Raw genomic sequence first — 23,239 nt, forward strand, 5'->3', positions numbered from 1 at the left:
GTGCGGAGTAAGATTGATACAAAAAAGTTACTAACAGATTTTTTGTTGTAGTAGCTTGGGTGCCCAAATCTTTGTAGTAATATCTGCAAAAAAATCTGAAAGTTTGTAAAACCTCAACCAAAGGCTATTTCTTTAGCACTTTAGCGCATTCACCGTTTTGTGACTCCGGAATTTTTTAATCGATTGCTTTCAGTAGGCAGCTAACCTGCCTGGACGTTGGCTTTATAATATGTTGAATGTTATAGATTATGTCCTGGTTCGGTTTAAGTTTTTTTGGACTAACTTGATTTCTGTGTTGAACAAGTCTTTGTCCAATTCTTCAAGTGCGCTGATGCATTTAGCTAGCGTGTTTTTGAAGTTGTTCATTGATTTTTGGCAGGAGTCCTCATGCAATTGTCCATGTGTATTTATATCATTTGCTGTTTGTGTCGTAGAGATATTTGTAGCTTGGATGACGGACGCTAGCGTTATATTGACCATTTCTTTTAAACTGGTTAGTGCGTCTATGAGGTCTTTCAGCTCCTGCTGAATCATCTCGGTAGGGCTGGGGTCACTTACTTCTGAAGTAATGTTAGACGTTCGGGCAATAGACTTTGCTGGAACCGTAAAAGGTTTTTCTAACGTGCGTATTGAGAAGATTATCGAGTCAACCTGCACGCTTAATTTGACTGTCAAGTCTTCGTATTCTGACGCGGTGCGGTTATAAAAATCTTCAAGCTTCTTCACAATTGTTGCCCCGTCGAAATGTCACTTGTCTGTAACCGAAGATTATTGCATCAATCTATGGAAAGCCATATCTCCCAAAAAAATATCTGCGTGTTATTTTAACCGTTCGTTTTTTTCTGGTCCGTGCCCTGTTACCGTTGGATCTTGGAGACGCATAACAGGTCGAAGTCCCTTTGAAATAATGATGCTCTCGCTGATTGACTGCGATAATTCCTTCGGTCATAAAATCTTCATAATAAAAGACTACTAGGTTACGCTAGCGGTTTAGACTGTGATGCGCAACGCCATTAGTAACGTTTTGATACAGTGACTCGTCTTGCTGATCTTTCAGCGCGCATGATTTAAAGGGTTACCAAAGTGCGGGCCAACATTCGCTTACGATGCACCACTTTGTCAGGTGGTTAAATCGGCCTTCATGTGTTATTCCCATCGAATACATGGGTTGTTACAGTTGGACGGGGAGCCGTGGGGCCATCTTTCACTCTTTGAGCCCAGTCCCATTAATTCGAGTTGTAGGTTGATTTGAAAGCCTGCGCACCGATTGCTGCAAGCCGCTTGACCAGGTGATGAGAAGCGCTGGCGAATATTTGCTACCTGCACCTGCCGCACCTGAAATTCGTAAATGTTCGGTCCGCCCGGGAGGGAGTGTATTGAATGTTGTGCTCCGTGCCAGTGCGCCGCCGATTTGCCTACGGTGTCCAGGTCGCATTGGCGCAACCCCGACAGCTGACCTCCTCGTACAAAATCTGCCCGCCCAGGGAAAACCGGCGGCAACTGATTGCCCAACCCAGCGACATGCAGCACACAGGTTCATCGGAGCGCCGTTGCACTGACGCAGGTACTAATGTGATTCCAATACCAGCGGCGACCAGACCTTACGCTGTCTGCATTTCGTTGACCGTTTGTGCAACTCTGATCCGCAAGCCTTGGTCTGAAAATATGCCCAATACATGGTGGGTATAACTGCGGCGTGGAGTATCTGGGTAGAGTACGAAAGCTTCGGATGCAAGCTGCTTCAGAGTGACAGCGCCACTTAACAGTGGATGGTTAGCGGGTAGAGCCGCGACCAAGGGATCCTAGAATAATATTTGTTGTGAGATGGCTGGATCATCAATAAAAATTCGACCGAAGCCGATATCAATACGGCCACTCTTTAGGGCCTCCAGTTGCTGCAGAGTGATCAGCTCCAAAACATCTCCGAGATTACGCAACTGACGAATCAGCGCTGGTAGGGCTCAGTAGAGCGTGTAAGGGGCAAAGCCAATTCCGAGCCAGCACTTCTGACCAGTGTCGACACGCGGTGTGTCGTCACCAATGCATGCGGATTGTTCGAGCAGCTGATTTGACTGCTCTTGAAAAAAACGCCCAGCCTCGGTCAAGCGTATGTGGCGGGAACGCTCCAGCAGTGCTACCCCCAGCTCATCTTCGAGTTGCTGGATCTGCCGACTCAACAGTGGCTGGGCAATATTCAACCGTTCAACAGCGCGTGTGAAGTTGAGTGTCTGAGCGAGCACGCGAAAGTAAAGTAAATGACGAAGCTCCACGATACCTCCAAGGTATTAAGCGAGACCTATTCAATATTGGACGGTACAATTCACTCCCGTCACTCTCCGCATAGCAACAAACATAAACGCAGACGGAATCCTCCATGACTGTCATCGTTTGCAGCAGGAAGGCACGTGGCGACATCTTTGGCGTCTCGCGGGATTGTACGCCAACGTTAGCATCTTTGATGTGGCTGACAATCAGTCGTTACATGACACGCTGGTGCAATTGCCTCTCTATGCCTATACGGAGATTGAGGTCACGCCGATTTGCAGACATCCGTCGTCTATTCATGCAGACGACCGCTGAGGTCATCCGTCTTGACGGTACTGGCACCGATAAGAAAATAATATTGATGAGGGTAAAGATATGGCCGTTCGTATCTTGCAAACTATCGAAGTCCAGAAATTCCTTGAAAAAGCCTCAGGTTTGGACCAGGTAGGCGGGAGCCCGCGCGCGAAAGCTGTAGTGCACCGGGTTCTGACTGAATCGATCAAAGTTATTGAAGACTTGCAGGTCACCCCCGAGGAGTTTTGGAAAGCCGTCAATTACCTTAATGAGCTCGGCAGCCGTCAAGAAGCCGGTCTGGTGGTAGCGGGCCTTGGGCTTGAGCATTATTTGGACATGCTGATGGATGCTGAAGATCAGCAGGCTGGCCACGTCGGTGGGACGCCTCGCACGATTGAGGGCCCGCTTTACGTCGCTGGCGCACCGGTTTCAGAATATTATGCGCGCCTGGACGACGGTCAGGATCGAGGCACAGTGCTCTTCATGACCGGGCAGGTTCGGGACACCACTGGCGCGCCTATTGCCAATGCAGTCGTTGATGTCTGGCACGCCAACTCCGGCGGTACTTATTCCTACTTCGACCCTTCGCAATCGGAGTTCAACTTACGTCGTCGGATTGTGACCAACGCCGAGGGGCGTTACCGGTTCCAGAGCATCGTACCTTCTGGCTACGGATGCCCGCCGGATGGCCCGACTCAGCAATTGCTAGATCAATTGGGGCGCCACGGTCAGCGGCCGGCTCACATCCACTTCTTCATTTCGGCCTCTGGCCATCGCCATCTGACGACTCAAATCAATCTGGCAGGTGACCAATACCTGCACGACGATTTTGCGTATGCAACCCGAGACGAGCTGATAGCCGAGGTCCATTTCAGTGAAGATGCGAACGGAGTTCGGGCTGATATCGAATTCGATTTCGTGCTACAGGCTACCGCATCGGAAAAAGATCAAGTGCGTCCTGAGCGAGTGCGAGCGTTGGAGGGGTGACCCTATTTTTCGAAGTCGCTGTCGTAATTAATCAACGCAAACAACCAGACTCTCACGGCGTGGTAAACGCCTATGTTAACGCCGGCGCTATTTGCTGCCCTGAGCTGAGCAACAATGTGCTCTATCTGCCCGTTTCGGCGTTGGCTAACCTGGTGATTTATAAATGCGTGGCCAGTGCTTTACCTAGGCGGTTCAATTGTGGTTGTTCACATGACCTCAACTGCATCAGTCTTTTAAAAAACAACCTTGGCTTCTCGACGGCTTGGTCGCGGATTACGCACTCACAACAAAAAGAATGAGAACAATGCAATGCGGACAATCGATGTTCATTCGGTAATCGACGGCGCCCGTTTCGGGCGCTTCCACGGTCTGATCACGGCACTTTGCGCGTTGCTCTTGGTTTTCGACGGCTACGACCTGTTCATCTACGGCGTCGTCTTGCCCGTCATCATGAAAGAATGGGGGCTTACGCCTTTGCAAGCCGGCGCTTTAGGTAGCTACGCGCTGTTCGGCATGATGTTCGGCGCGCTGGTTTTTGGCAGCCTGGCTGACAAAATCGGACGTAAAAAAGGCATCGCTATCTGCTTCGCGCTGTTTAGTGTTGCAACGGTCATTAATGGGTTTGCAACCAGCCCGGCGGAATTCGGCATCTGTCGATTCATCGCGGGGCTGGGATGTGGTGGGTTGATGCCCAATGCGGTTGCGCTAATGACCGAATACGCGCCCAAAAGGATGCGCAGTACTCTTGTGGCGTTGATGTTCAGTGGTTATTCCCTAGGCGGGGTTGTATCTGCCGGTGTCGGCATTTTTATGCTTCCGCATTTTGGCTGGCCCTCAATGTTCTTCGCTGCCACGCTGCCTTTGCTGCTACTTCCGGTGATCTTGTCGCTTCTCCCTGAGTCGATTGGGTTTCTCATCCGAAAGGGCCACGTTGATCAGGCGCGAACATTACTTGCTCGGCTCTCGCCGGAAAGCGAAATCACTTCTGATGATGTGCTCCAGATCGTCGAGGCGAAAGGCAAGGGCGCCTCGGTGGTGGAGCTTTTCAGCGGCGGGCTGGCAGTGAGGACTGTGGCGATGTGGGTGGCTTTTTTCTGTTGCCTTTTGATGGTCTTCGCTCTGAGTTCATGGCTGCCGAAGCTGATGGCTAACGCCGGCTACAGCCTGGGTTCAAGCCTTTCGTTTCTGATGGCACTGAATTTCGGAGGGATGGCTGGCGCGATTCTTGGCGGATGGCTGGGAGATCGTTTGAACCTAACAAAGGTCGTGGTGGGTTTCTTCGGGGTGGCATCAATTTCGATCAGTCTGCTTGGCATTAACAACCCAATGCCAGTTCTGTACCTGCTGATTTTTATTGCTGGCGCGACGACGATCGGTACCCAGATTTTGCTATATGCCGGCACGGCGCAGCTTTACGGCTCGCACACGCGCTCCACTGGTCTGGGCTGGGCTTCCGGCATCGGTCGCAACGGCGCGATTATCGGCCCGATACTCGGCGGCGCGTTGATGGCTATCGACTTGCCGTTGCAACTGAACTTCATGGCGTTTGCGATCCCTGGTGCCGTCGCCGCGCTGGTCATGATCGCGTTCGCTTTGAACGAGAGCCGCGGCACGCAAACGATGATCCCGTCAGCCTCGGCTGAGGGTTGATACATCTCTGGAAAAAAACGGCGCGCCCATGCGGGGCCAGCCATTGTCGATAATAATAAATACGAGCGACGACATGACGCAGCAGACCACGCAGCGTTTTTTGCTATCTCTATTGGGTGTGCCTCTAGCAGCGTCAGCGGCGGATAGCGGCTTAGTCGAGGGTTCGACTGCGACCTTGCAAGCGCGCAATTACTACTTCAGCCGTGACTTCTCCGACATCGTTGGTGCGAACCAGCAGTCAAGGACTGAGGAGTGGGGGCAGGGCTTCATCCTCACAATCAAGTCAGGATACACGGCAGGCCCGATAGGCTTCGGTATGGACGCACTGGGGACCCTAGGCCTCAAGCTCGACAGCAGCCCGGACGTAGCCAACACAGGGTTGTTGCCCGTTAAGGAGGATGGAGGAGCGGCCGATGACTACAGCCGGCTGCGCCTGACGTTTAAAACCAACGTCTCTCACACGGAGCTGAGGGCCGGTGAGTTGCAACCCAATCTCCCGGTGCTGGCATTCAGCGACATACGCCTGCTGCCCCCGAGCTATCAAGGCGTGAACTTAACTTCGAACGAAATTACTGGATTGACCGTGCAAGCAGGTCACCTCACCAGCACCAGCCTGCGCAATGAAGCGGGTGACGAAAAAATGATCGCAATGCTGGGCTATATTCCTCAACGTCAAGCTAACAGCGACGCCTTCAACTATCTAGGCGGTGATTACAGTTTTAACAGCAATCGCACCAGTGTCAGCCTATGGCGTGGACAATTGAAAGACATATATGCCCAGAACTTTGTGGGCCTGAAGCACAGTCAACCCGTCGGGGATTGGGTGCTGGGCGCTAATCTGGGGTACTACGATGCCAAAGCGGATGGCAGTAAGGAACTCGGAACAATAGACAACCAGGCTTTTTTCTCCCTGTTGTCAGCCGAGCATGGTGGTCATACGGTTTATGTGGGTTATCAAGGCATGTACGGGGACAGTGCATTTCCCCGAGTATTCGCCAACATCTCCCCGTTGGGTAACGAAGTACCCACTTACGAATTCGCCTCCATCAATGAGCACTCGTGGCAGGCGCGGTATGATTACGATTTTGCTGCGCTCGGCGTTCCTGGACTCAGGACGACGGTACGATATATCAGCGGCGACAATGTTGACACTGGCGCAGGCTATGAAGGTAAGGATCGCGAGCGAGACCTAGATATCGGCTACGCGTTTCAGAGCGGCATGCTCAGCGGGTTGGGTATTCGCGTGCGGAACGTCATGGCAAGATCAAATTACCGCAGCGACATTGACGAAAATCGCCTGATCTTCAGTTACACGTGGAAATTACTTTGAGTGAAAGTGATGGTCAGACACCTCCCTCGCAGGTCCCCATCACGTTGTACGTAACGCTGTGGGTGATGCCTTGGCTGTCGACGTAAGTCATGGTCGCCGGTTCCACCTGGCAACTGCCAGGCACGGCCGTGACTGAGACGACATGCTGGATGTCCAGCGAAATTGGGCTGGCCGACAGTTGGATTTGTTCGCCGCTGCCCGCTGCCAGCGCCCCTGTCGATGTAAAGAGAATAGAGAGGCTTATGATTTTTATGTTCATGATGAAATCCTCTGGGTGTATGGCTCATTTTACCGAACCATCAGCCGTGATAAATGCAGCAACCCGTGAAGCACTTATACCTTTAACGTAGCAATCGAGAGGCATAGGTGGATCTGCTCAATGGCATGCTGGTGTTTACCAGAGTAGTGGACAGCGGAAGCTTTTCAGGAGCCGCTGAGGTTTTGAATTTATCGGGGGCTCAAGTTTCACGATTGATTGCTGACCTAGAGCAACATCTGGAAACCCGACTGCTTCAGCGCACGACGCGCAGATTGAGCCTGACTGAATCAGGCGAACGTTTTCTGCTGCGATGCCGCGATATTCTTGAAGACGTTAGCGAGGCCACGGGCGAGGCACGGGGTGCTCATCTCAACCCCATCGGACGTTTGCGCGTCCATTGCATGAGCGGCCTTGGAGTATTACTGACGCCGTTGATAGCCCGATACAGCGAGCGCTACCCAGCCGTCTCCATCGAGTTGAACCTCTCTCAACATAATCCCGATCCGCTTGAGGAAGGCCACGACATCGTCATATCGATCGCGCATACGTTGCCCGATTCCGCATTTGTCAGCCAGATCATAGGGCAGATATTCAGTGTGACCTGTGCGGCTCCACAATATCTGGAGAATCGGGGCGTGCCATCGCATCCGCAGCAGTTGGAAAGTCACAAGCGCTTGCACCTACAAGACTTTCAGGAAGACCACTGGGTGTTCAAGACCGATGAAGGCGACGTGTCGGTGCCACCGGACGGTGCATTCCGGACGAATGTGGCCGACGCGATGGTCAAGGCGACACAGGAAGGGATGGGGATAAGCCTGCTCCCTTTTTTCAGCGCTTCCCAGGGGTTGCGCGATGGATCATTGAACAGAGTGTTGCCTCACTACAAGTTGCGAGAACGCAACATATTTGCCATGTACCCGTCTCGGCGGTTTCTGGATGCCAAGGTTCGTACCTGGGTGGAGTTTCTCCAGGCGCATCTCCCTCAACTGTTCGCGGAGCACCTTGAGGTCATTGACAACCCTTTGTACTGGGCCATCCCTGAAACGGTCTGCTGATCCGCTCGAAGTCAGAGGAAACCTGACTTCGTCTGTGCAGTTGTCCGGTCGAGACAGGAAACAAACCACGGTGGAATCGTGAAGGTCGATGCCGCCATACTCCGCCGTTTATACGGTGTGCCCGGATCGCGGGCTAATAAAACGCGCCACTCCAGCTGTGCTGAGACCAGCATCGGCATGATTAGGTTTCACCGATGCCGATGAATATCATCGCGAACGTTTCTCTTTGAGTCTTGGCTTGAAGTCATCGTTACCATTCAGCGCAACAACCGGCGGTCCGACTCCACGAGGAATTGGCTCGGGGCTCTGTTCTGCATAGGGGCTTGGCGGTTCGTCTGGCCAACAGATCAGCCCTAAAATCCGTGCGAAGGCGCTTCATTGCGTTGCTGACGGCGGGAGGGGTCATGCTTAGCTTGTCCGCAGCGAGCGAGACACTGCGACCAAGCAGTAGCTTGTGAAAAATGACCAGTTGATTCAGGCCGATGCCGCGAGGATTGTGTGGTCGTCGCTGCGGACTCAGCCCTCTCATATTCAGTCCAGTGATAGCTTGTATGCTTTTAAGACCATTTATCAATAGCTCATGAGCGGAGCATCATCGGGGGGCAAATAAAAAAAACACGAGGTTTAGCCCATGAATAGTTCAAAATCTGCTTTGCAAATCAGTGTCGTAGGTGGCGGTATTGCCGGGGTGGCCTTGGCGCTCGATCTTTGTCGTCACGCCCATCTGGAGGTAAAGTTGTTTGAATCAGCTCCTGCGTTTGGCGAGGTCGGAGCCGGTGTCTCCTTCGGCGCTAATGCTGTCCGAGCGATAGAAGGGTTGGGCATTGGCGCTGCTTACCAAGCTATAGCCGATCGCACGCAAGCACCTTGGCAAGATATCTGGTTCGAGTGGCGTCGTGGAACGGATGGGGGCTACCTGGGCTCAAGTATTTATGAAGGGGTAGGGCAGTCCTCTGTGCACCGCGCCGATTTTCTAGATGTGCTGGCCACAGAACTGCCGCTTGGAATTGCGCAGTTCGACAAGCGCGCTGTCAGCGTTGAACAATCGGTCGGCCAACGCCCGCGAGTGACTTTTTCCGATGGCACCTGCAACGAATGTGACGTCCTGATTGCTGCCGATGGCATCAAGTCTTCAATCCGTGATCACGTATTGAGTGGGTTGGGTGCCCCGTTAGTCGCTCCCCGCTTCAGCGGCACCACCGCTTATCGCGGCATGATCGACAGCGAAACGCTGCGTGCTGCTTATCGCGCCCAAGGCATAGATGAGCACCTTGTAAATGTCCCGCAGATGTATTTGGGGCTTGACGGCCACATCCTTACCTTCCCGGTTAAACAAGGGAGGCTCATCAACGTAGTGGCCTTTGTCTCGGACCGCACCCATCCGAATCCCAAATGGCCTGCCGATAAATCCTGGGTAAAGCCTACAACGCAGAGCGAGATGCTCCAGGCATTCTCTGCTTGGGGTGATGCAGTGCGAGTGTTGCTCGAATGTATCCCGCACCCCACGCTTTGGGCGCTTCACGATCTGGCTGAATTGCCTGGTTACGTCCACGGGCGTGTTGCACTAATCGGAGATGCTGCCCACGCCATGCTGCCTCATCAGGGGGCAGGTGCAGGGCAGGGGCTGGAAGATGCCTGGTTGCTCGCTCGCCTTCTGGGAGACCCGCAAGCCGTTGAGACCGCCCCTGAGGACCTTCTCAAAATCTACGACGCCATACGCCGCCCACGCGCCTGCCGAGTTCAACGCACGTCGTGGGAAGCCGGGGAGTTGTACGAGTTTCGCGATCCCGTGATCGGTGACCACGAGCCCCAACTCTCCTCGACGCTGGCAAGTCGTTTTGATTGGGTTTGGGGTCACGACCTACACAAGGATCTGGAAGATGCCCGACGCCTGCTGAACTGGAAAGCGACTCCACCAGCCCTGTGACGTCGCGCTATTGAGCCGTGGCGACAAGGACCAGTGAAGCGCAGGATTCATCATGACTTAGTGATTTCCATGCCCGATGATATCCAACGCCTGCAGAGTGAGGCCGCGGGGCTCTAAGACGCGAATGGCAGCATTCCATCATAAGCATGTGCTGCTGCCATCTTGCCGGAAAGCATCAAGCTTATTGATGAGTGGGAGATCAGCGACGATGATTTCTGGGTTGAGGATGATTAGCTGATTCGACTCGGCGCCAAAGGTGAAGCCAGGATACTGATGGGAAGGCTTCAGACTGGAGAATTTCATCGACCTGCTCCACGATGAGAAGGAAAAAGTGGCCTTCGGGAGGATTGCGCCCCCTCGGACTATCGAAGGCTCGTTATACGAAGCCGGTGCACCTCTGTGCGAGGAGTACACCCAAATTGACGATCGCAGCTAAGATGGGTAAGAAGGTCTCTGTATTGCCAGAGAAAGCTCGGCAAGTCGGGCCAGCCCATTTTCCGCATATTCACTGCAAATGGTGGCCGCCTGCTCTCTCCGAAGCACACGGTTCGGTCAGGTGGGCTTTGATAAAAACATATTTGACTGCTTAGTTGATTTCCAACGCATTACGGTCCTTATATTCGCTGGCCAAGTTCAAAATAGGTCATCATCACGCTTATCGGCTGTTTCCCATGGACTGCTCTTATCACAAGGAGCTGGCTTATCGCGAACGCGTTTCTAGTCCCCGTGATCAATCCATGCGACGCCGACCAGCCAGCCGTAGACGAGCGGCACCAACGAGAACCTGCCATCCAAGTTCGTTTTCACGCCGCGTCGGAACCATTAAGTAATGCGCTTGCACAGCTGGTGTCTTACACTTCATCTGATTGACGCCCTCGCAGTGCTTCCTGATGCGTGCGATGCCGCTCTGGCAGAGTTGAAACGGATTTGCATGAACGGTAGCAGAACCGAGAAATGAGCGCTGCCGATGTATATCCAAATCGCAGTGTTCTGCCAGCGCCACGGCCGTGGTCGCGATCTTGCTGCTGTAATCTCAGACGACAACCGGCACTTGCTGCGCTCAATCCACGAGAAACATCCGAAGTCACTAATAGAACTGGCTGAGGTTAGCGGACGTAAGGTTCCGAATCTATCGCGTACCTTGCGTCTGATGGCGGATTACGGTCTGGTCTCGTTGCAGCGCAATGTCCGGGATGTCCAACCGACTGCATTGGCGACCGATTTTTTGGTCGCGTTGGATTGATGAGCATGAACATGAAAGGGAACAAGATAGCCAGGATGTGGGTGGTGCGCGGCGACGGTGGCAGCCTGTACGAGGATTTTCGGGCGAGGGGTTTCTCAGCCGTGGGCTGGAATCAGTTGGCCGCACATGCCAAGCCTGGAGTCGGAGGTAAACAGTTGATCGCTCTGTACCCGTCTGCTGAACCTCAAGCAAAACAAGGGATGTTTATTTCGGGCGAATCTCAATTCTGGCGGTTCTTCAATGATATACATGATGGCGACTGGGTCGTAACCTATTCGCCCGCTAGTCGACTGTATTTAATTGGCAAGGTCACCGGTCCGGCCGATCACCACGCCGAGAGGGAGCAGCATGCCTCTAGCAGGGCGTTGAAAAATTCAGCCCTATCTCCCCCAACCCGCCAAGCTTGAGATTTTTCAGCCGCTCAGGCTTGGCGCTGCCCTTTATCCCGCCTCAATCAGCGGGTGTTTTGCCAGTTCCAGCGCAAATATTCGCCTTTGGGCGATTTCTAGGCATGCGAACCACGCCACCAACCTGACAAGCTCCCAAACGGATCAAGTTGTATACCGAAAAGGCCAGCAGCAACTGGGCGCTGAGCTTTTCACGGCCAATCAGCTTGGTCTTGCGCAGGCCGCCCACGGTCTTTAACCAGCCAAATCCTTCCTCGATTCTTTTTCGTATTTTCATGCTGACGCCATAACCCGGATGGCGGGTCTTACGGCCATCAATCGCGCTCTTGATAGCCTTTCTCGAGACATGCGGTGTCACCTTCAAATCGCGCGCCATCTGGACAAAAAATTTCTGGTCGTAGCTTTTGTCCGCCCCCACGGTACTGCCAGGTTTGGCCGTGCGTTCAAGCATCTTCTAGGCAGCACCACTTCGGCGTGTCCATTGAACTCGGTGCATTCAACATCCACGATCAACCCATTGCGGTTTTCCATCAGCGTGTGGGCCATATGGGCCAGGCGGCTGCCATCGGATGGGCTCTTACGAGCCAACCGTGCCTGGGAATCGGTAGTTGATTGGTGAGTCTTGTTGCCGCGCTTCTCACCCTTGAAATCGAGGTAGTTGTTGCGAGGGCCACCCTCTGGCGGCTCATCGTTCGGCTTCTCGCCATCGTCCTTTTTGACGAAGGATTTATGCGAAGCCCAAGCATCGATCAGTGTGCCGTCCACACTGAAATGCTCATCGCTGGCGTACTGCGACCACTGGGCCAGCGACTTGATGCGCTGGAAGAACAGGCGTGCAATATCCTGGTTAAACAGAAGGTCACGGTTCTGGCTGAAAGTTGAGTGATCCCACACCCGTTCGTCCATCGACAGGCCGACGAACCAGCGAGAAAGCAGATTGAAATCGATCTGCTCGACCAATTGCCGCTCGGAACGCACGGTGTAGATCACCTGCAGCAATGAAGCCCGCAGTAGCCGCTCTGGTGGAATCGAGGCGCGTCCCAGCGAGGAATACAACGCCTCGAAATCAGAATCCATCGATACCAAGATCGTATCAACCAGCTCACGCAGCGGGCGTAGCGGGTGACCCTTGGGGATACGCTGTTCAAGCGTCGTGTAACTACAGGTCATTTTGCTTGAGATCGGGTCCGCGCATCGGCTCGGTCTTCCGCTGACATTGAGGAACATGACGGGGGAGTTTGCCAGAATCCAATTCGTTCCCGTTCTGGTCTTTTTCAACGGCCTGCTGGTGGCAAGCGCAGGAACTGCCACGCGATAACTTGGGCACCAGCACCAAAAGCAGCCTGGGTTCAACCCTGACCCTGTTCGAGATACCGTCCAACGCTGCCGCTGAAGTGATGGCTGCGCTGAAGGGTAAGCCGGCACCAGCAGTTGAAGATGAAGTCGAGGAAGTCAGTGATTCGCGCCGTACTGCACCGGGGCGGGCACTGGGCGGCAACCGAAAGTAAGAACATGCGTATTGGAGCAGGCATCACTCGCGAAGGCTGGGTAGCAATTCCGCAGGCAGCATATCCCGAAGATCAAGAAAATTGAGTGTTGCTGATCTGTACTTTTTCGCAACCTAAAGACTATGCTGCCTGCGTCCCGGGGTGGCCGCCGTCGGGCTCGCGGGCCTGCGCGCTCCGCTTGCCGACAGCAAGATTTCGAGGGTGCGGGGCAGTCTTGCTGTTCCCTCTACAGTAGTCGGCCCTGCAAATCCCCCGTGCTCCGCATGAACACTCGCTCCATGGCTCTTTGCGGTCCACCGAGTCCCCCAGGATCCGTTGTGCAGGCAGCTGATTCCTGAGGGGTTTGCGCATGGCCGATACCACCGACACGGCTGATTTCTTCCGCCCCCGCCTGGCCGAGATGATCGACCTTCGCCACCCGCTGGCGGTGCTGGCGAGCCGGCTTGCCTGGACGCAGATCGAAGCTGCAATGGCCCCGTACTTCGCACGCCGGGTACGCGCGAGTCGCGTCTTAGAACATGACGATCTCTTCGGCCCGTCGCTGCAGATCGCCCCAACGAAGACATTGCCGCTGACTTCGGCGTGTCCCCGCTGGTGGTGCAACGCCGCTTGAAGTTGGCCAACGTCTCGCCGCGCCTGATGGCCGACTATCGGACTGGTGGCGTGACGCTGGAACAGTTGATGGCCCTGACCATCACAGGCGACCACGCCGTGCAGGAAGCCGCGTTCTACGCCGCGCCCGATTGGCAGCGCAGCGCATTAGCACTGCGCGAACGTCTGACGGAACACGAAATCGACGCATCGCACCCGCTGGTGCATTTCATCGGAATGGATGCCTACCGGCGGCGGATGGCGGCATCCGCCGCGACCTGTTCGCCGACGACGATAGCGGCACCTATCTGACCAACGCCGCGCTGCTGGAAACACTGGTGCGCGGCAAGCTGGACGAACTGGCCGAAGGCTGGGCGTGGGTGGAAGCCGTGCCGCACTTGAGCTATGCCGAACGGCACGCGTTCTAGAACGCACCGTGCCAACGCCGCGAACCGAGCGCCCGCGAAGCCCGCCGCATCGCATCGCTGCAAAACTGCCTGAACAATATCGACGCCGAACTGGAGGGCGACACGCAACAGCGATATAGGACACTGCAGCACTAGTTGCTCGTCTATCAACGACGCGGATCTGCGGACATTACCTTGCAGCGGGGCGCCGCGGGAACCATGTCGATCGCGTCGTAGGATAGGCCAGGACTGAGAAAGCCGCTGCCACGTATGCCACTGGTGACCGAGAGGGTAAGTTCATTGCGGCCGACGCGGAGCGCGGACGCTGGCAGGGTGATGGCATAGATCCTGTTGTTTCCGCGGTAGGTGCCGACCGTCAGCGTACGCGTCTTTGGCTGTGGCGTTGGCGCTTGTGGTGGCGCCTGCCATCCGTTGACGGTGACTGCCGGTCTCGCATTGGCGAAGGCTGTGGTGATGCCGATGCGAAGCGTCATGGTGCAGATCTGTGTGCGGGTCAGCGTGAAGCGGATCGGCAACGCAGAGTTGACATCGATCCACTGATAGGCAGGAAAGCCGGTCGCCGCCTTCGACTGACCGATCTCGAACGGTGGAGCCGACCACGATGCCATCCGGACATCGGAGGAATGCATGGTTGTCACTCGATCACCGTTGAGAAACTCGGACGGCGTACCGTCCCAGTCGCCGATACGCCAGACCGCTGCGTCGCGCGCGGGATCGTGGTCGATCCGGAGTGCGGGAAGAGACATGGTCGTTCCCGCGCGCACCTCGACGTTGCGCACCGCCACCTCGCGTTCGTTCTTGTAGACCGTCAAGCGATAAGTCCCGGGCAGCATGCCCTCACGTGCGAAGGCACCGGTCTGCGGCTGAGCCTCGGTCCAATACTGCGCCTTCCCGTTGGCGAAGCCTACGGTGTAGCGAAAGGCCGCATCCATGCCGTCGAGTCCGACGCCGGCGACCGCGCCCCGCGCGCCGGGAGCGACGTACCCTATCAGGCCCATGCGGCCGAACCAGGACGTATCGAGCGGATCGGGCATCCTGCCCGTCGTGAACGCCAGAGCGTAGCTGTCGAGGATGTCGGTCCGGAATGGTTCGGTCTGCGCCTCGCCATAGTTCACGATGTAGGTAAGTTCCTGGTCCGTATCCGTCCCCTGATCGAGCAGGCTGCGGTAGAACGGCCCACCCGATCCGCCCTCATTGTCGTCGCGTACCATCCACACTGCGACGCCCGGCCCCCTCGCGCCGAAGAGGTGCCAGTCCTTCAGGCGCATGTTCGAATAATGCTTGGACCGCGTCTGGCCGTCGGGGCGCGCGAAGACGTCGTGCCCCTCGACGAGACGATCGGTCCCCGACAAGTTTGAAGGATCTGGTCCATCGGGCAACGCCGCGCGCCGGATCCGAGCGATGTAGCGCACCATGCCCAGTTGTGGTTCGCGCGTGAAGTAGGTCGCCATGAAGATCGTCGCTACGCCGCGCTTCGCAAGGTAGTAGTGGACGAGATCGCCAGCCTGTACCGTCACCTTGATGTAGTCGGCATCCATGCGTGCAGCCGTGACGCTCGCAGTCGTTTGCCCCGCGTACAGATCCGTAAAGCCGATATTGACCTGGCTACCCTTTGACTGATCTTGGTACTCGACGCCGTGCCAGCGCATTGACACGATGTCCCCGGCCCCCTTGCTGGATCCGCCTGCATCCGGGCACCGGACCTTGAAGACGAGGCCCGCGCCGGTGTCCACCGTGATCGATATGGCGTCTTTGCTGAGGCCGAAGGATGACGCTGCGACTTGCGAGGCAGAAGTACCGGTGTCCCGGCCGTGGGCCATCGCTGATGACGCGAGGATCGCCAGCGCCGCAACGGACGACGCGAGCAGGAGAAATGCGCTTACTGCAAGCGCCCGCGCGCCAGGGAACCGTAGCAAGGTAGTAGGCGAATCGTTCGACATGTTTTCAAACTCTTCATAAGTTACGCGACAAGCAACTCAGGTCGCATGGCGGCAGCCAGCGCTGTTGTGTTTCAGACCGATGCACATTTCGGAAATACTAGTGCAGTGTTGAATCTTGAGTGAGCCCAAATGAACGCACCTGCACTAATCCTCTATCACCAGAAGCAACGCGCTGGCCTCTAAGGACACTCTGCATAATCCGGCCCACAACCTGCTTGCGATCTAAGCCATGAAGCAAACCGATCTGGGCCTGAACCTGACGACCAAGCGCACGCGCAAGCGGGAGTTTCTCGCACAGATGGGACGCGTGGTGCCTTGGGCGGCGCTCGTTGAATTGGTGGCGCCTTGCGCGCCCTAAGGCATGAAGGGCGGCCCACCATTTGCAGTGGAGACGATGCCGCGCATCCACTTCATGCCGCAATGGTTCATCCTCAGCGACCCAGCGATGGAAGAGACCTTGCACGCCGTGCCGTTGTTGCGCGAGTTCGCCAGCCTGGACTGGGACCGGCTGCCCGGCGAGAGCACTATCCTTCTATTCCGCCACCTGCTGGAGCGCCACAAGCTGGCCGATCAGATCCTCACGCTGGTCAACGACTTGCTGAGCAGCAAAGGCTTGCTGCTCAAGGCCGGCCACGGTGGTCGATGCCACGCTGATCGATGCACCGAGTTCGACCAAGAACAAGGACGGGCAGGGCGCCCCTGAGATGCACCAGAGCAAGAAGGGCAACCAGTGGTTCTTCGGGGAAGGCCACATCGGTGTGGATGCCGACTCGGGCCTGGTGCACACCGTGCGAGGCACGGCGGGCAACATCAGCGATGTGGTCGAGGCCAAACAGCCTCTTGCATGAGCATGAGAGCGATGTGTTACCAGGGCGCAGCCAATCGGTCTGACGCCAAGCCAGTCCGCCATGCGCCCGGGTAAGTGCAGGGCACTGGACACAAGCAACGAGATCGATGCCTTGGTCGACCAGGTCGAGAAGCTCAAGGCGAGCGTGCGTGCCAAGATCGAACACCCGTTCAGGTTGATCAAGCGCCAGTTCGGCCATGTGAAGGTGCGCTACCGCGGGCTGAGGAAGAACACCGCGCAACTGGTCACCATGTTCGCGCTGTCGAACCTGTGGATGGCGCGCGAAAAATTGATGCCTGCGCAGGCATGAGTGCGTCTGCTGCACAGGCAAATGGGCTGCACGGGAGCGAACTGCTCAGAATGAACGCCCAGCGCCTGCTGCTACTGGCAAATCGGCGCATGTGAGGCAGCGAACGAACCATTCGTAGGCGAATGCGCGCCAAGCATCATATTAATCAGACCATCCTTAGCGTTCTTGTTTTCCGTATTTGTGCCTTTGAGGAAGTCTGCATCTGAGAATTTCGCCAGAACCTGGGAGCCACATTTGTGCCTTTCCTGACAACCACAACTCTACGGATCTGCGTTTCTGTGCATGGCCTGATTCAAGAACTTGTGCATCCATGCTTGCGCACGAAATCGCATATCCGGCTTGGTGGTTCCGTGCTTCGCCGAAAAAACGTGTTCGCGCATTCGTAGATACGCGGGGTTCCCCGCCGTGACCCAGTCGCTCACCACCGCCGACGAACGCGCACGGCTGCTGGCCGCGCTCGACCCGGCCGATGGCGATACCGCGTGGGGGCTGATCGACCTTGGCATCGGTATGCCCGCACTCGGGACGGTCAAGTTGTCCGACCTGGCGGGCATCGTCGGTCCGCAGCAGCGGCCCATCCAGCGTTACCTTTATTTCCGCGCCTCGCGGCCGTTGTCGGAGTACGCCCGGCTGGCGCAGCGCGATGGTTCGATCCCGGACTAACGCACCACCTGCGTCTTGCTGCGGTCCATCACGCCCAGGCCGTTAAGGCACATTGTGTCTTTTTGAGTCTGAGTCAAGACGGTTGCGGTATGGATAAGCACTCTTGCACCAAGCGGGTGCGATCTTGGCCGAAACAGACAGGATGCGTGGCGCGGCTTGCGGCACGGTGTCCTATGCCGCAGCCCCATTTCAGTGCTACGTGGCCGTCGCACTCGGATCGTCCGCGTAAGGATTCGGAGTCAATCGGTATTGACATGCCTTTTTACCGCTCAAGTGTATGTTTTTTCTGATGACGCTCTGATGTCGTAGATCTCGCAGCCGGCGCCCTCCGCGACGTTTGTGTTGAACAGGAGGTTGCATCATGGCTGACCGAAGCGCCGATTTCTGGTAATGCCTGCCTCGCCGTATCAGGTGATGGCCGGAACGGTGATCGCGGGTGCACTGACGACGGGCATCAAGTCGGACTTGTCGGGCGATGTGATCGCCACTGTATATGACATGGCCACAGGCAAATTCATGCTGATCCCGCAGGGGGCACGCCTTCTGGGAAAATCAGCTATGGGCAGTGCCGGGTTCAAGTGGTATGGAACTGCATCATCTGCCGGACACATCCTCGCCGACGCACCGATCCGGCCGGCTAGTTCGGACTGGAGGACGGTGTGGACTACCACTGACCGCATCGTCGCCGGCGCGGTGCTGAAGACGCTGCTGGGCGGGGGCACAGAACTGGCTGCCCCGGAGAGCCGCCAGCACGGCAACCGCATCGTCATCGCCGAGCGCGACAACGCCTACAGGAAGCGCACCAGGTAATCGTAGCCGCCGCTGATCAAGTGGCACTCCAGCACTTCGTTGATGTTGCGGATGCTCGATGAATCGCCCCGGGTTTCGTAGACACGGCCATGCCTTAAACTGAGGCCAATCAGTAGGTGCCATGAGCAACCCGCGTTATCCCGAAGAATTCAAAATCCAAGCGGTCAATCAAGTGACCAAAAAGAAGCTGCCTGTCGCTAATGTGGCGGCGCGTCTTTGCGTGTCATAGAATCTATGCCTGTATAAAGCGCTACAGCAAACCTCAGGCAGAACGGCAGCAATACGATGATCAGCACGCGGAACTGCGGCGTCTGCGAGACGAACTCAAGCGGGTCACCGAAGAGCCAGACATCTTAAAAAAGGCCGCCGCGTACTTTGCCAAGGAGTGCGGTTGAAGTACGCCTTTATCAAGCAGCGAACCGGCGACTATTCCATTCGACGGCTTTGCCTGAAGCTGAAAGTCCATCCCAGCGGTTATTACGCCTGGCTGTCTAAGCCACAATCTGTACGCGCCAAAGACGACCAGCGACTGCTGGGTTTGATCAAGCATTCCTGGCTGGAGAGCGGCGGCGTTTATGGCTATCGCAAAGTCCATGACGATCTACGCGAAGTCGGTGAGGATTGTGGTCGGCATCGTGTGGCGAGGCTGATGCGTCTTGAAGGTCTGCGCTCTGAGACAGGGTATCGACGCCGTCCTGGCAAATACGGCGGTAAGCCAGCGGTCACCTCAGCCAATTTGCCGAAGCGCCAGTTCGATGTCGTAGAACCCAACAAAGTTTGAGTCACCGACATCACCTACATTCGTACGTATGAAGGCTGGTTGTATTTGGCGGTGGTGCTGGATGGTCGTTGGCTGGTCAATGAAGGCGCAGATGACCAGTGATTTGGCTATTGATGCGTTGCTGATGGCGGTTTGGAGGCGTAAACCGAAGCAAGAGGTGATGGTTCATTCCGACCAGGGCAGCTCACTACAGCAGCTCCGACTGGCGCAGCTTATTTTAAGGCGAACAATTTGGTTGCCAGCATGAGTCGCCGAGGCAACTGTATGACAACGCCGTGGCCGAGAGCTGTTTCCAGCTTCTGAAACGGGAACGGATCAAGCGGAAAATCTATTCCACGCGCGAAGATGCTCGTAGTGATGGGTTCGATTACATCGAGATGTTCTACAACGCAAAACGCCGCCATGGTTTCAACAATCAGCTGTCACCGGTAGAGATTGAAAAGCGTTACGCATTGAGCTTGCAAGGTGTCTAGAGAATCCGGGGCGATTCAGGATGACCTGTCTTACCCGACCACTGAAGGTTCTGAACCTGATAAATGTTCGAGAGCCACTCATCAACGACGACCTTGATAGATGGATAAAGGTCTGCAGTTAGCTGAAGGTACACGTTGCTATATTTGGGGGGCTTAGTGCCACTCACAGCCCCCCCGTCTCAACTATGGCGAGCTCAGTTGCATACCGCACTTAGCCAGGCATGCAGTCGAAATCGTCAGTCGACGCTAACTCCTTGCCGCGACCATCCATTAGAGATGCACGCAAAGTAGTGCCCAAGCTGGACTCTACCAAGGTGTAATGTTCACCCGCATTGAAATTTTTGTACTCGATTTGGCCCTGGCAGTCCTGCTGGTTGTCGTCTCCTGGCTCTTCCTTGAAGAAAGTCACATCTAGGCGATGACCACCTGGGAGCACTTCAAAGTAGCGCCCGTCGTTCACGGGTTTGCCGTCCACACGCTCAGCCAGCAAATTATTCGGCGTTTCCTCTTGCAAGCTAATCCACGCTTTGCTCGGGTCAGCTTTCGGAATCGCGCCCGCACACGCTGACAACAGCAAGGCTGCACCCAGGACTGGGATCATGAATAGTGGTTTCATGGCACACCTCCAGAATCAATAAATAGATAAAGATTCGACAGGCACATTCTTAAGGTGTAGCTCTCGTAGAGCAAATGAATACACATGAAACGATTTTCAGCGTTTAGCTAAATATTCTTTAACCTGATTGAAAAGTTTGGTTAGCTCGGCCCCTAACCGCCGCAGCAGAGCAGCGACGTTACGGCGAACGGCGTCAACCGGACAGATGTGAATCACGGATTGCGCATGGAGACGTGTGTGTACGGAATCACCTAGAACATGTACTTGAGGCCTTAACCATCACAAAACTTTCTGTGCGATGGGTGCACACGCAGAAGTTTAAAAAAATGAAAATTTTGTCAGTTAGAACCTCGTTAATCGATTGTTAATTTTGCAAAGAGACAGTGGGCGCGAACCCACTCGTGGAGCATAACCATGAGACAACGACCTCGTAGTATGGCGACTCATTGATTCTGGTTGCAACATCAGCCTGACAGAAGCCAGTGCAGTATCGGTGCCGCATGCCGCTGACCATCGATAATGCACAGGGCTAGTTGCGATTTTAAACAATGCTTTGTGAGGTGTACTAACATGAGCAGATTTTTTGCCGGTTCAGCGCAGAATAGTGATTTTTTAACTTCGACTCAAGGGAAATAAACATTTTTAATTTACTCCAATTACCGTAGCGGTGATTTCGTCATGAATGATACTTCTTATAACAGGAAAACACTTTACGAAGTAGCTAAACTTGCCGGCGTAAGTCTCAGTACGGTAAGCCGCGTATTAAATGAGCGAGGCGGTGTCTCTGATGCGAGATGTCGCGCGGTAATTTTGGCTGCTAAGTCCTTAGGCATAAAGCGAACTCTTCCATCTGTCGTCCATGGTTTGCTCAGAATCGATTTGGTAATCGTGGACAGTCCTACGCACCACTTTCGTTGTTTAACGGAGGCGTTTTTACAACAGGCTGAACTGCTTCGGTCACGTCTGGTGCTTCAACGGTTAATTTGGCGCGAAACAAAGCCAGAGCAGCTTCTGGATTTTATCCAGAACCCAGAAGCACCCCGCCAAGGTCTAATAGTTGTTGCTCACGATACGGATATTGTTCGCACCGCACTCATTGAACAAATTGCGAAAGGTGTTCCAGTTATTTTACTGACTAGCGGTATTTCCAAACTCAACGCTGCCACCTACGTTGGTGTTGATAATTTCCGGGCAGGACGTTGCGCTGGAAAACTAATGATTAAATGGCTGGGATCAACAAATGGGAAAATTTTACCAATCACTAACTCACTTGAGTTTCAAGCACACCAGCAAAGATTGAAAGGGTTTCTGTCTATTGTTCAGGAAGAATCCGTTGGTTTGCACGTCGCCCGAGCCGTGGAATGTTTCGATAATGACTTACTCACTTTCAAGGCGGTTTTAGCAAACCACAAAAAAAATCAGGAGGTGGTCGGAATTTATAATACTGGCGCCGGGACCTTGGGTATAAGCAGTGCTTTAGATAAGCTTAATATCCGGCCCGTGTGGGTTGCCCATGAGCAGAGTATAGAGAATATTCAAATGCTTGACCGCGGGATTTTATCGGTTGTTATTGACCAAGACCCTGAAGTGCAAGCTCACGCTGCCATTCAGCATTTACTGTTCGCTTTAGGTGATTTAGAGAAAAAACCAGTTGTTGCCCCTAAGCTTCACATTATTTTAGCTGAAATGATAGAGCGAAATTAATGACTCGAATCGGTCATTTTTTCTGTGGCATGACTATTGATAGCTATCATAGACTCCCCATACACCAATTAGAGCTTAAACAATTTTTGATGCTTTCCGTGGAGTGGCAGGTGAAACAGTTTACATATATAAAAACGGAAATAGGCGGTAAAGCCCGAACAGCTAGGCAATATTATCTAGATATGATCTTGCACCAATTTCCTGACTCTAAATGCAGTGAAGACGTAGTCATTGGTAAATATGCTTAATCAGCGTGCCAAACCACTACTTCTTTGAGCAGGATATATAGATCTCCGAAGCCAGACATCTATCCGGATTGCTAATAAGTAGGGGCGTCATGATTTCTTTCGAGAGTCTTTGGTGTGGGCAATCCTACCACTTTTACAGTGCCTAAGTCTTATGATTACTTTATTCACACTCAAATAAGAGTTGCTTGGTCCTCGGTGTTTATACTTTTTTCTATGAAAATTTTTTACTGCAATATTTGAATAGGATCACTCAAATATGTCGTCAGATTGCGATTGTTTTCAAAGCTACGTTGAAAACAACCCCGACCGAGTCGGCATATAAAGTCTGTAGTTTTGCAACTTAAAAGTGAAGGCGGTTTTATGGCGAGCTTTAATTTCGGACTTTTGGTTACCAGGCTTATATCTTACGTTCTCGCGATAAGTGCTGCATCCCTAATAATATTCGTGTGCCAGGAACTTATGATTGGCCCTATTTTTTCGACGAGTAAATTGTCCCCCAAAAAGCTACACACAGTAACCGCCCAGCCCCTTAAACAGTGGCTTTCGTTAGCGTCACTCACCTTACTCGCCTTTGTCTTGGGCTTAATGTCAGCAGGAGCATTTTGGTTGGCCCGGATGGAGGCAGACGATAAGGCTCCTTAGAGTTGGATCGCTGGCCGTGCTCGCTATTTTTTGGAGACTGCCAAACGTAACTTGTCGCCAGAGTAACCCGAGTACATGGACCGAAGGTGCTCGGAGCCCAACTTCACTTAGGAAGTAGCTGATCTTACCGAGCGCTCAAGTCAGCAAACGGAGCGAACGACGGAGATAATCCAATCCCTGTATCAGCATGCGAAATAACAACTACACTTAGCGAATTATCTTATTAGAAGCTAAATTTTGGGCAGTACCAAATCTCGTTTC

At 54.2% G+C, this 23,239-nt stretch carries 15 protein-coding genes and 10 pseudogenes; 16 read left to right on the plus strand and 9 right to left on the minus strand.

Features of this window, described 5'->3' with window-relative positions:
• Window positions 1-246: 246 nt before the first annotated feature.
• Window positions 247-726 (minus strand): hypothetical protein, encoded by a 480-nt coding sequence (locus BB029_RS32825; protein WP_141696530.1) that lies wholly within the window; start codon window positions 724-726, stop codon window positions 247-249.
• Window positions 727-1,514: 788 nt separating this feature from the next.
• Window positions 1,515-2,270, minus strand: a pseudogene (locus BB029_RS12800) (LysR family transcriptional regulator); the annotation flags it as partial.
• Between the two features lie 115 nt (window positions 2,271-2,385).
• Between BB029_RS12800 and BB029_RS32045 the strand changes: the two are divergent.
• The 4 genes and pseudogenes from BB029_RS32045 to BB029_RS12815 form a co-directional block, all read left to right on the plus strand.
• Window positions 2,386-2,580 (plus strand): annotated as a pseudogene (locus tag BB029_RS32045) (muconolactone Delta-isomerase); the annotation flags it as partial.
• A gap of 60 nt (window positions 2,581-2,640) precedes the next feature.
• A complete protein-coding gene (gene catA, locus BB029_RS12805; protein ID WP_065939438.1) occupies window positions 2,641-3,546 on the plus strand; it encodes a catechol 1,2-dioxygenase in 906 nt (301 codons plus the stop codon).
• 309 nt (window positions 3,547-3,855) lie between these two features.
• Window positions 3,856-5,196, plus strand: a complete 1,341-nt coding sequence (locus BB029_RS12810; RefSeq protein ID WP_065939439.1) for an aromatic acid/H+ symport family MFS transporter — start codon at window positions 3,856-3,858, stop codon at window positions 5,194-5,196.
• A gap of 73 nt (window positions 5,197-5,269) precedes the next feature.
• On the plus strand, window positions 5,270-6,526 hold the full coding sequence (locus BB029_RS12815) for an OprD family porin (protein WP_065939535.1): 1,257 nt from the start codon (window positions 5,270-5,272) through the stop codon (window positions 6,524-6,526).
• A 13-nt stretch (window positions 6,527-6,539) separates the two neighbouring features.
• Here BB029_RS12815 and BB029_RS12820 read toward each other — a convergent pair whose 3' ends face one another.
• Window positions 6,540-6,785: a DUF2790 domain-containing protein gene (locus BB029_RS12820; protein ID WP_065939440.1), complete on the minus strand. Its 246-nt coding sequence runs from the start codon at window positions 6,783-6,785 to the stop codon at window positions 6,540-6,542.
• Between the two features lie 107 nt (window positions 6,786-6,892).
• Between BB029_RS12820 and BB029_RS12825 the strand changes: the two genes are divergently transcribed.
• Window positions 6,893-7,840, plus strand: coding sequence for a LysR family transcriptional regulator (locus BB029_RS12825; RefSeq protein ID WP_065939441.1), 948 nt, complete (start codon window positions 6,893-6,895; stop codon window positions 7,838-7,840).
• 250 nt (window positions 7,841-8,090) lie between these two features.
• Here the strand turns inward: BB029_RS12825 and BB029_RS34205 are convergent, their stop codons facing one another.
• Window positions 8,091-8,369 carry a LysR family transcriptional regulator gene (locus BB029_RS34205; RefSeq protein ID WP_083236382.1) on the minus strand — a complete coding sequence of 93 codons (279 nt, stop codon included), beginning with the start codon at window positions 8,367-8,369 and terminating at the stop codon, window positions 8,091-8,093.
• Between the two features lie 102 nt (window positions 8,370-8,471).
• Between BB029_RS34205 and salA the strand changes: the two genes are divergently transcribed.
• Window positions 8,472-9,767: a salicylate 1-monooxygenase gene (salA, locus tag BB029_RS12830; RefSeq protein ID WP_065939442.1), complete on the plus strand. Its 1,296-nt coding sequence runs from the start codon at window positions 8,472-8,474 to the stop codon at window positions 9,765-9,767.
• A gap of 138 nt (window positions 9,768-9,905) precedes the next feature.
• Here salA and BB029_RS33195 read toward each other — a convergent pair whose 3' ends face one another.
• Window positions 9,906-10,070 (minus strand): hypothetical protein, encoded by a 165-nt coding sequence (locus BB029_RS33195; RefSeq protein WP_168166812.1) that lies wholly within the window; start codon window positions 10,068-10,070, stop codon window positions 9,906-9,908.
• Between the two features lie 715 nt (window positions 10,071-10,785).
• Here BB029_RS33195 and BB029_RS12835 point away from each other — a divergent pair.
• Together BB029_RS12835 and BB029_RS33730 are read left to right on the plus strand one after the other, a co-directional pair.
• A pseudogene (locus BB029_RS12835) lies at window positions 10,786-11,010 on the plus strand (MarR family transcriptional regulator); the annotation flags it as partial.
• An 11-nt stretch (window positions 11,011-11,021) separates the two neighbouring features.
• Window positions 11,022-11,417, plus strand: coding sequence for a hypothetical protein (locus tag BB029_RS33730; RefSeq protein ID WP_174556998.1), 396 nt, complete (start codon window positions 11,022-11,024; stop codon window positions 11,415-11,417).
• 98 nt (window positions 11,418-11,515) lie between these two features.
• Here the strand turns inward: BB029_RS33730 and BB029_RS12845 are convergent.
• Window positions 11,516-12,612, minus strand: a pseudogene (locus tag BB029_RS12845) (IS5 family transposase).
• Between the two features lie 124 nt (window positions 12,613-12,736).
• On the opposite strand from BB029_RS12845, the gene BB029_RS33735 reads away from it, so the two are divergent.
• The 3 genes and pseudogenes from BB029_RS33735 to BB029_RS32060 all read left to right on the plus strand — a co-directional run.
• Entirely contained in the window at window positions 12,737-12,925 is a 189-nt protein-coding gene (locus BB029_RS33735) for a hypothetical protein (RefSeq protein ID WP_256558228.1), read from the plus strand.
• A gap of 349 nt (window positions 12,926-13,274) precedes the next feature.
• Window positions 13,275-13,478, plus strand: a pseudogene (locus BB029_RS32835) (IS5/IS1182 family transposase); the annotation flags it as partial.
• Window positions 13,463-14,040 (plus strand): annotated as a pseudogene (locus BB029_RS32060) (chromosome partitioning protein ParB); the annotation flags it as partial. The pseudogenes BB029_RS32835 and BB029_RS32060, both read left to right, overlap by 16 nt.
• 50 nt (window positions 14,041-14,090) lie before the next feature.
• On the opposite strand, the gene BB029_RS12865 reads toward BB029_RS32060, so the two are convergent.
• Complete coding sequence (locus BB029_RS12865; RefSeq protein ID WP_065939448.1) at window positions 14,091-15,884, minus strand: rhamnogalacturonan lyase B N-terminal domain-containing protein; 1,794 nt, start codon at window positions 15,882-15,884, stop codon at window positions 14,091-14,093.
• Window positions 15,885-16,113: 229 nt separating this feature from the next.
• On the opposite strand from BB029_RS12865, the pseudogene BB029_RS12870 reads away from it, so the two are divergent.
• The 3 genes and pseudogenes from BB029_RS12870 to BB029_RS12880 all read left to right on the plus strand — a co-directional run.
• Window positions 16,114-17,041 (plus strand): annotated as a pseudogene (locus BB029_RS12870) (IS5 family transposase).
• 405 nt (window positions 17,042-17,446) lie between these two features.
• Window positions 17,447-17,704, plus strand: coding sequence for a DUF2958 domain-containing protein (locus tag BB029_RS12875; RefSeq protein WP_332847455.1), 258 nt, complete (start codon window positions 17,447-17,449; stop codon window positions 17,702-17,704).
• Window positions 17,705-18,088: 384 nt separating this feature from the next.
• Window positions 18,089-18,493: pseudogene (locus BB029_RS12880) on the plus strand (TrbI/VirB10 family protein); the annotation flags it as partial.
• 2 nt (window positions 18,494-18,495) lie between these two features.
• On the opposite strand, the pseudogene BB029_RS32840 reads toward BB029_RS12880, so the two are convergent.
• Window positions 18,496-18,573, minus strand: a pseudogene (locus BB029_RS32840) (Lrp/AsnC ligand binding domain-containing protein); the annotation flags it as partial.
• A 62-nt stretch (window positions 18,574-18,635) separates the two neighbouring features.
• Between BB029_RS32840 and BB029_RS32065 the strand changes: the two are divergent.
• Window positions 18,636-19,768, plus strand: a pseudogene (locus tag BB029_RS32065) (IS3 family transposase).
• A gap of 211 nt (window positions 19,769-19,979) precedes the next feature.
• Here the strand turns inward: BB029_RS32065 and BB029_RS12900 are convergent.
• Window positions 19,980-20,384 (minus strand): hypothetical protein, encoded by a 405-nt coding sequence (locus BB029_RS12900; protein ID WP_065939453.1) that lies wholly within the window; start codon window positions 20,382-20,384, stop codon window positions 19,980-19,982.
• Window positions 20,385-21,062: 678 nt separating this feature from the next.
• Between BB029_RS12900 and BB029_RS32070 the strand changes: the two genes are divergently transcribed.
• Entirely contained in the window at window positions 21,063-22,088 is a 1,026-nt protein-coding gene (locus BB029_RS32070) for a LacI family DNA-binding transcriptional regulator (protein WP_083236383.1), read from the plus strand.
• Window positions 22,089-23,239 lie beyond the last annotated feature (1,151 nt).

It is taken from the genome of Pseudomonas sp. S3E12 (assembly GCF_001702295.1).
Lineage (GTDB): Bacteria > Pseudomonadota > Gammaproteobacteria > Pseudomonadales > Pseudomonadaceae > Aquipseudomonas > Aquipseudomonas marginalis.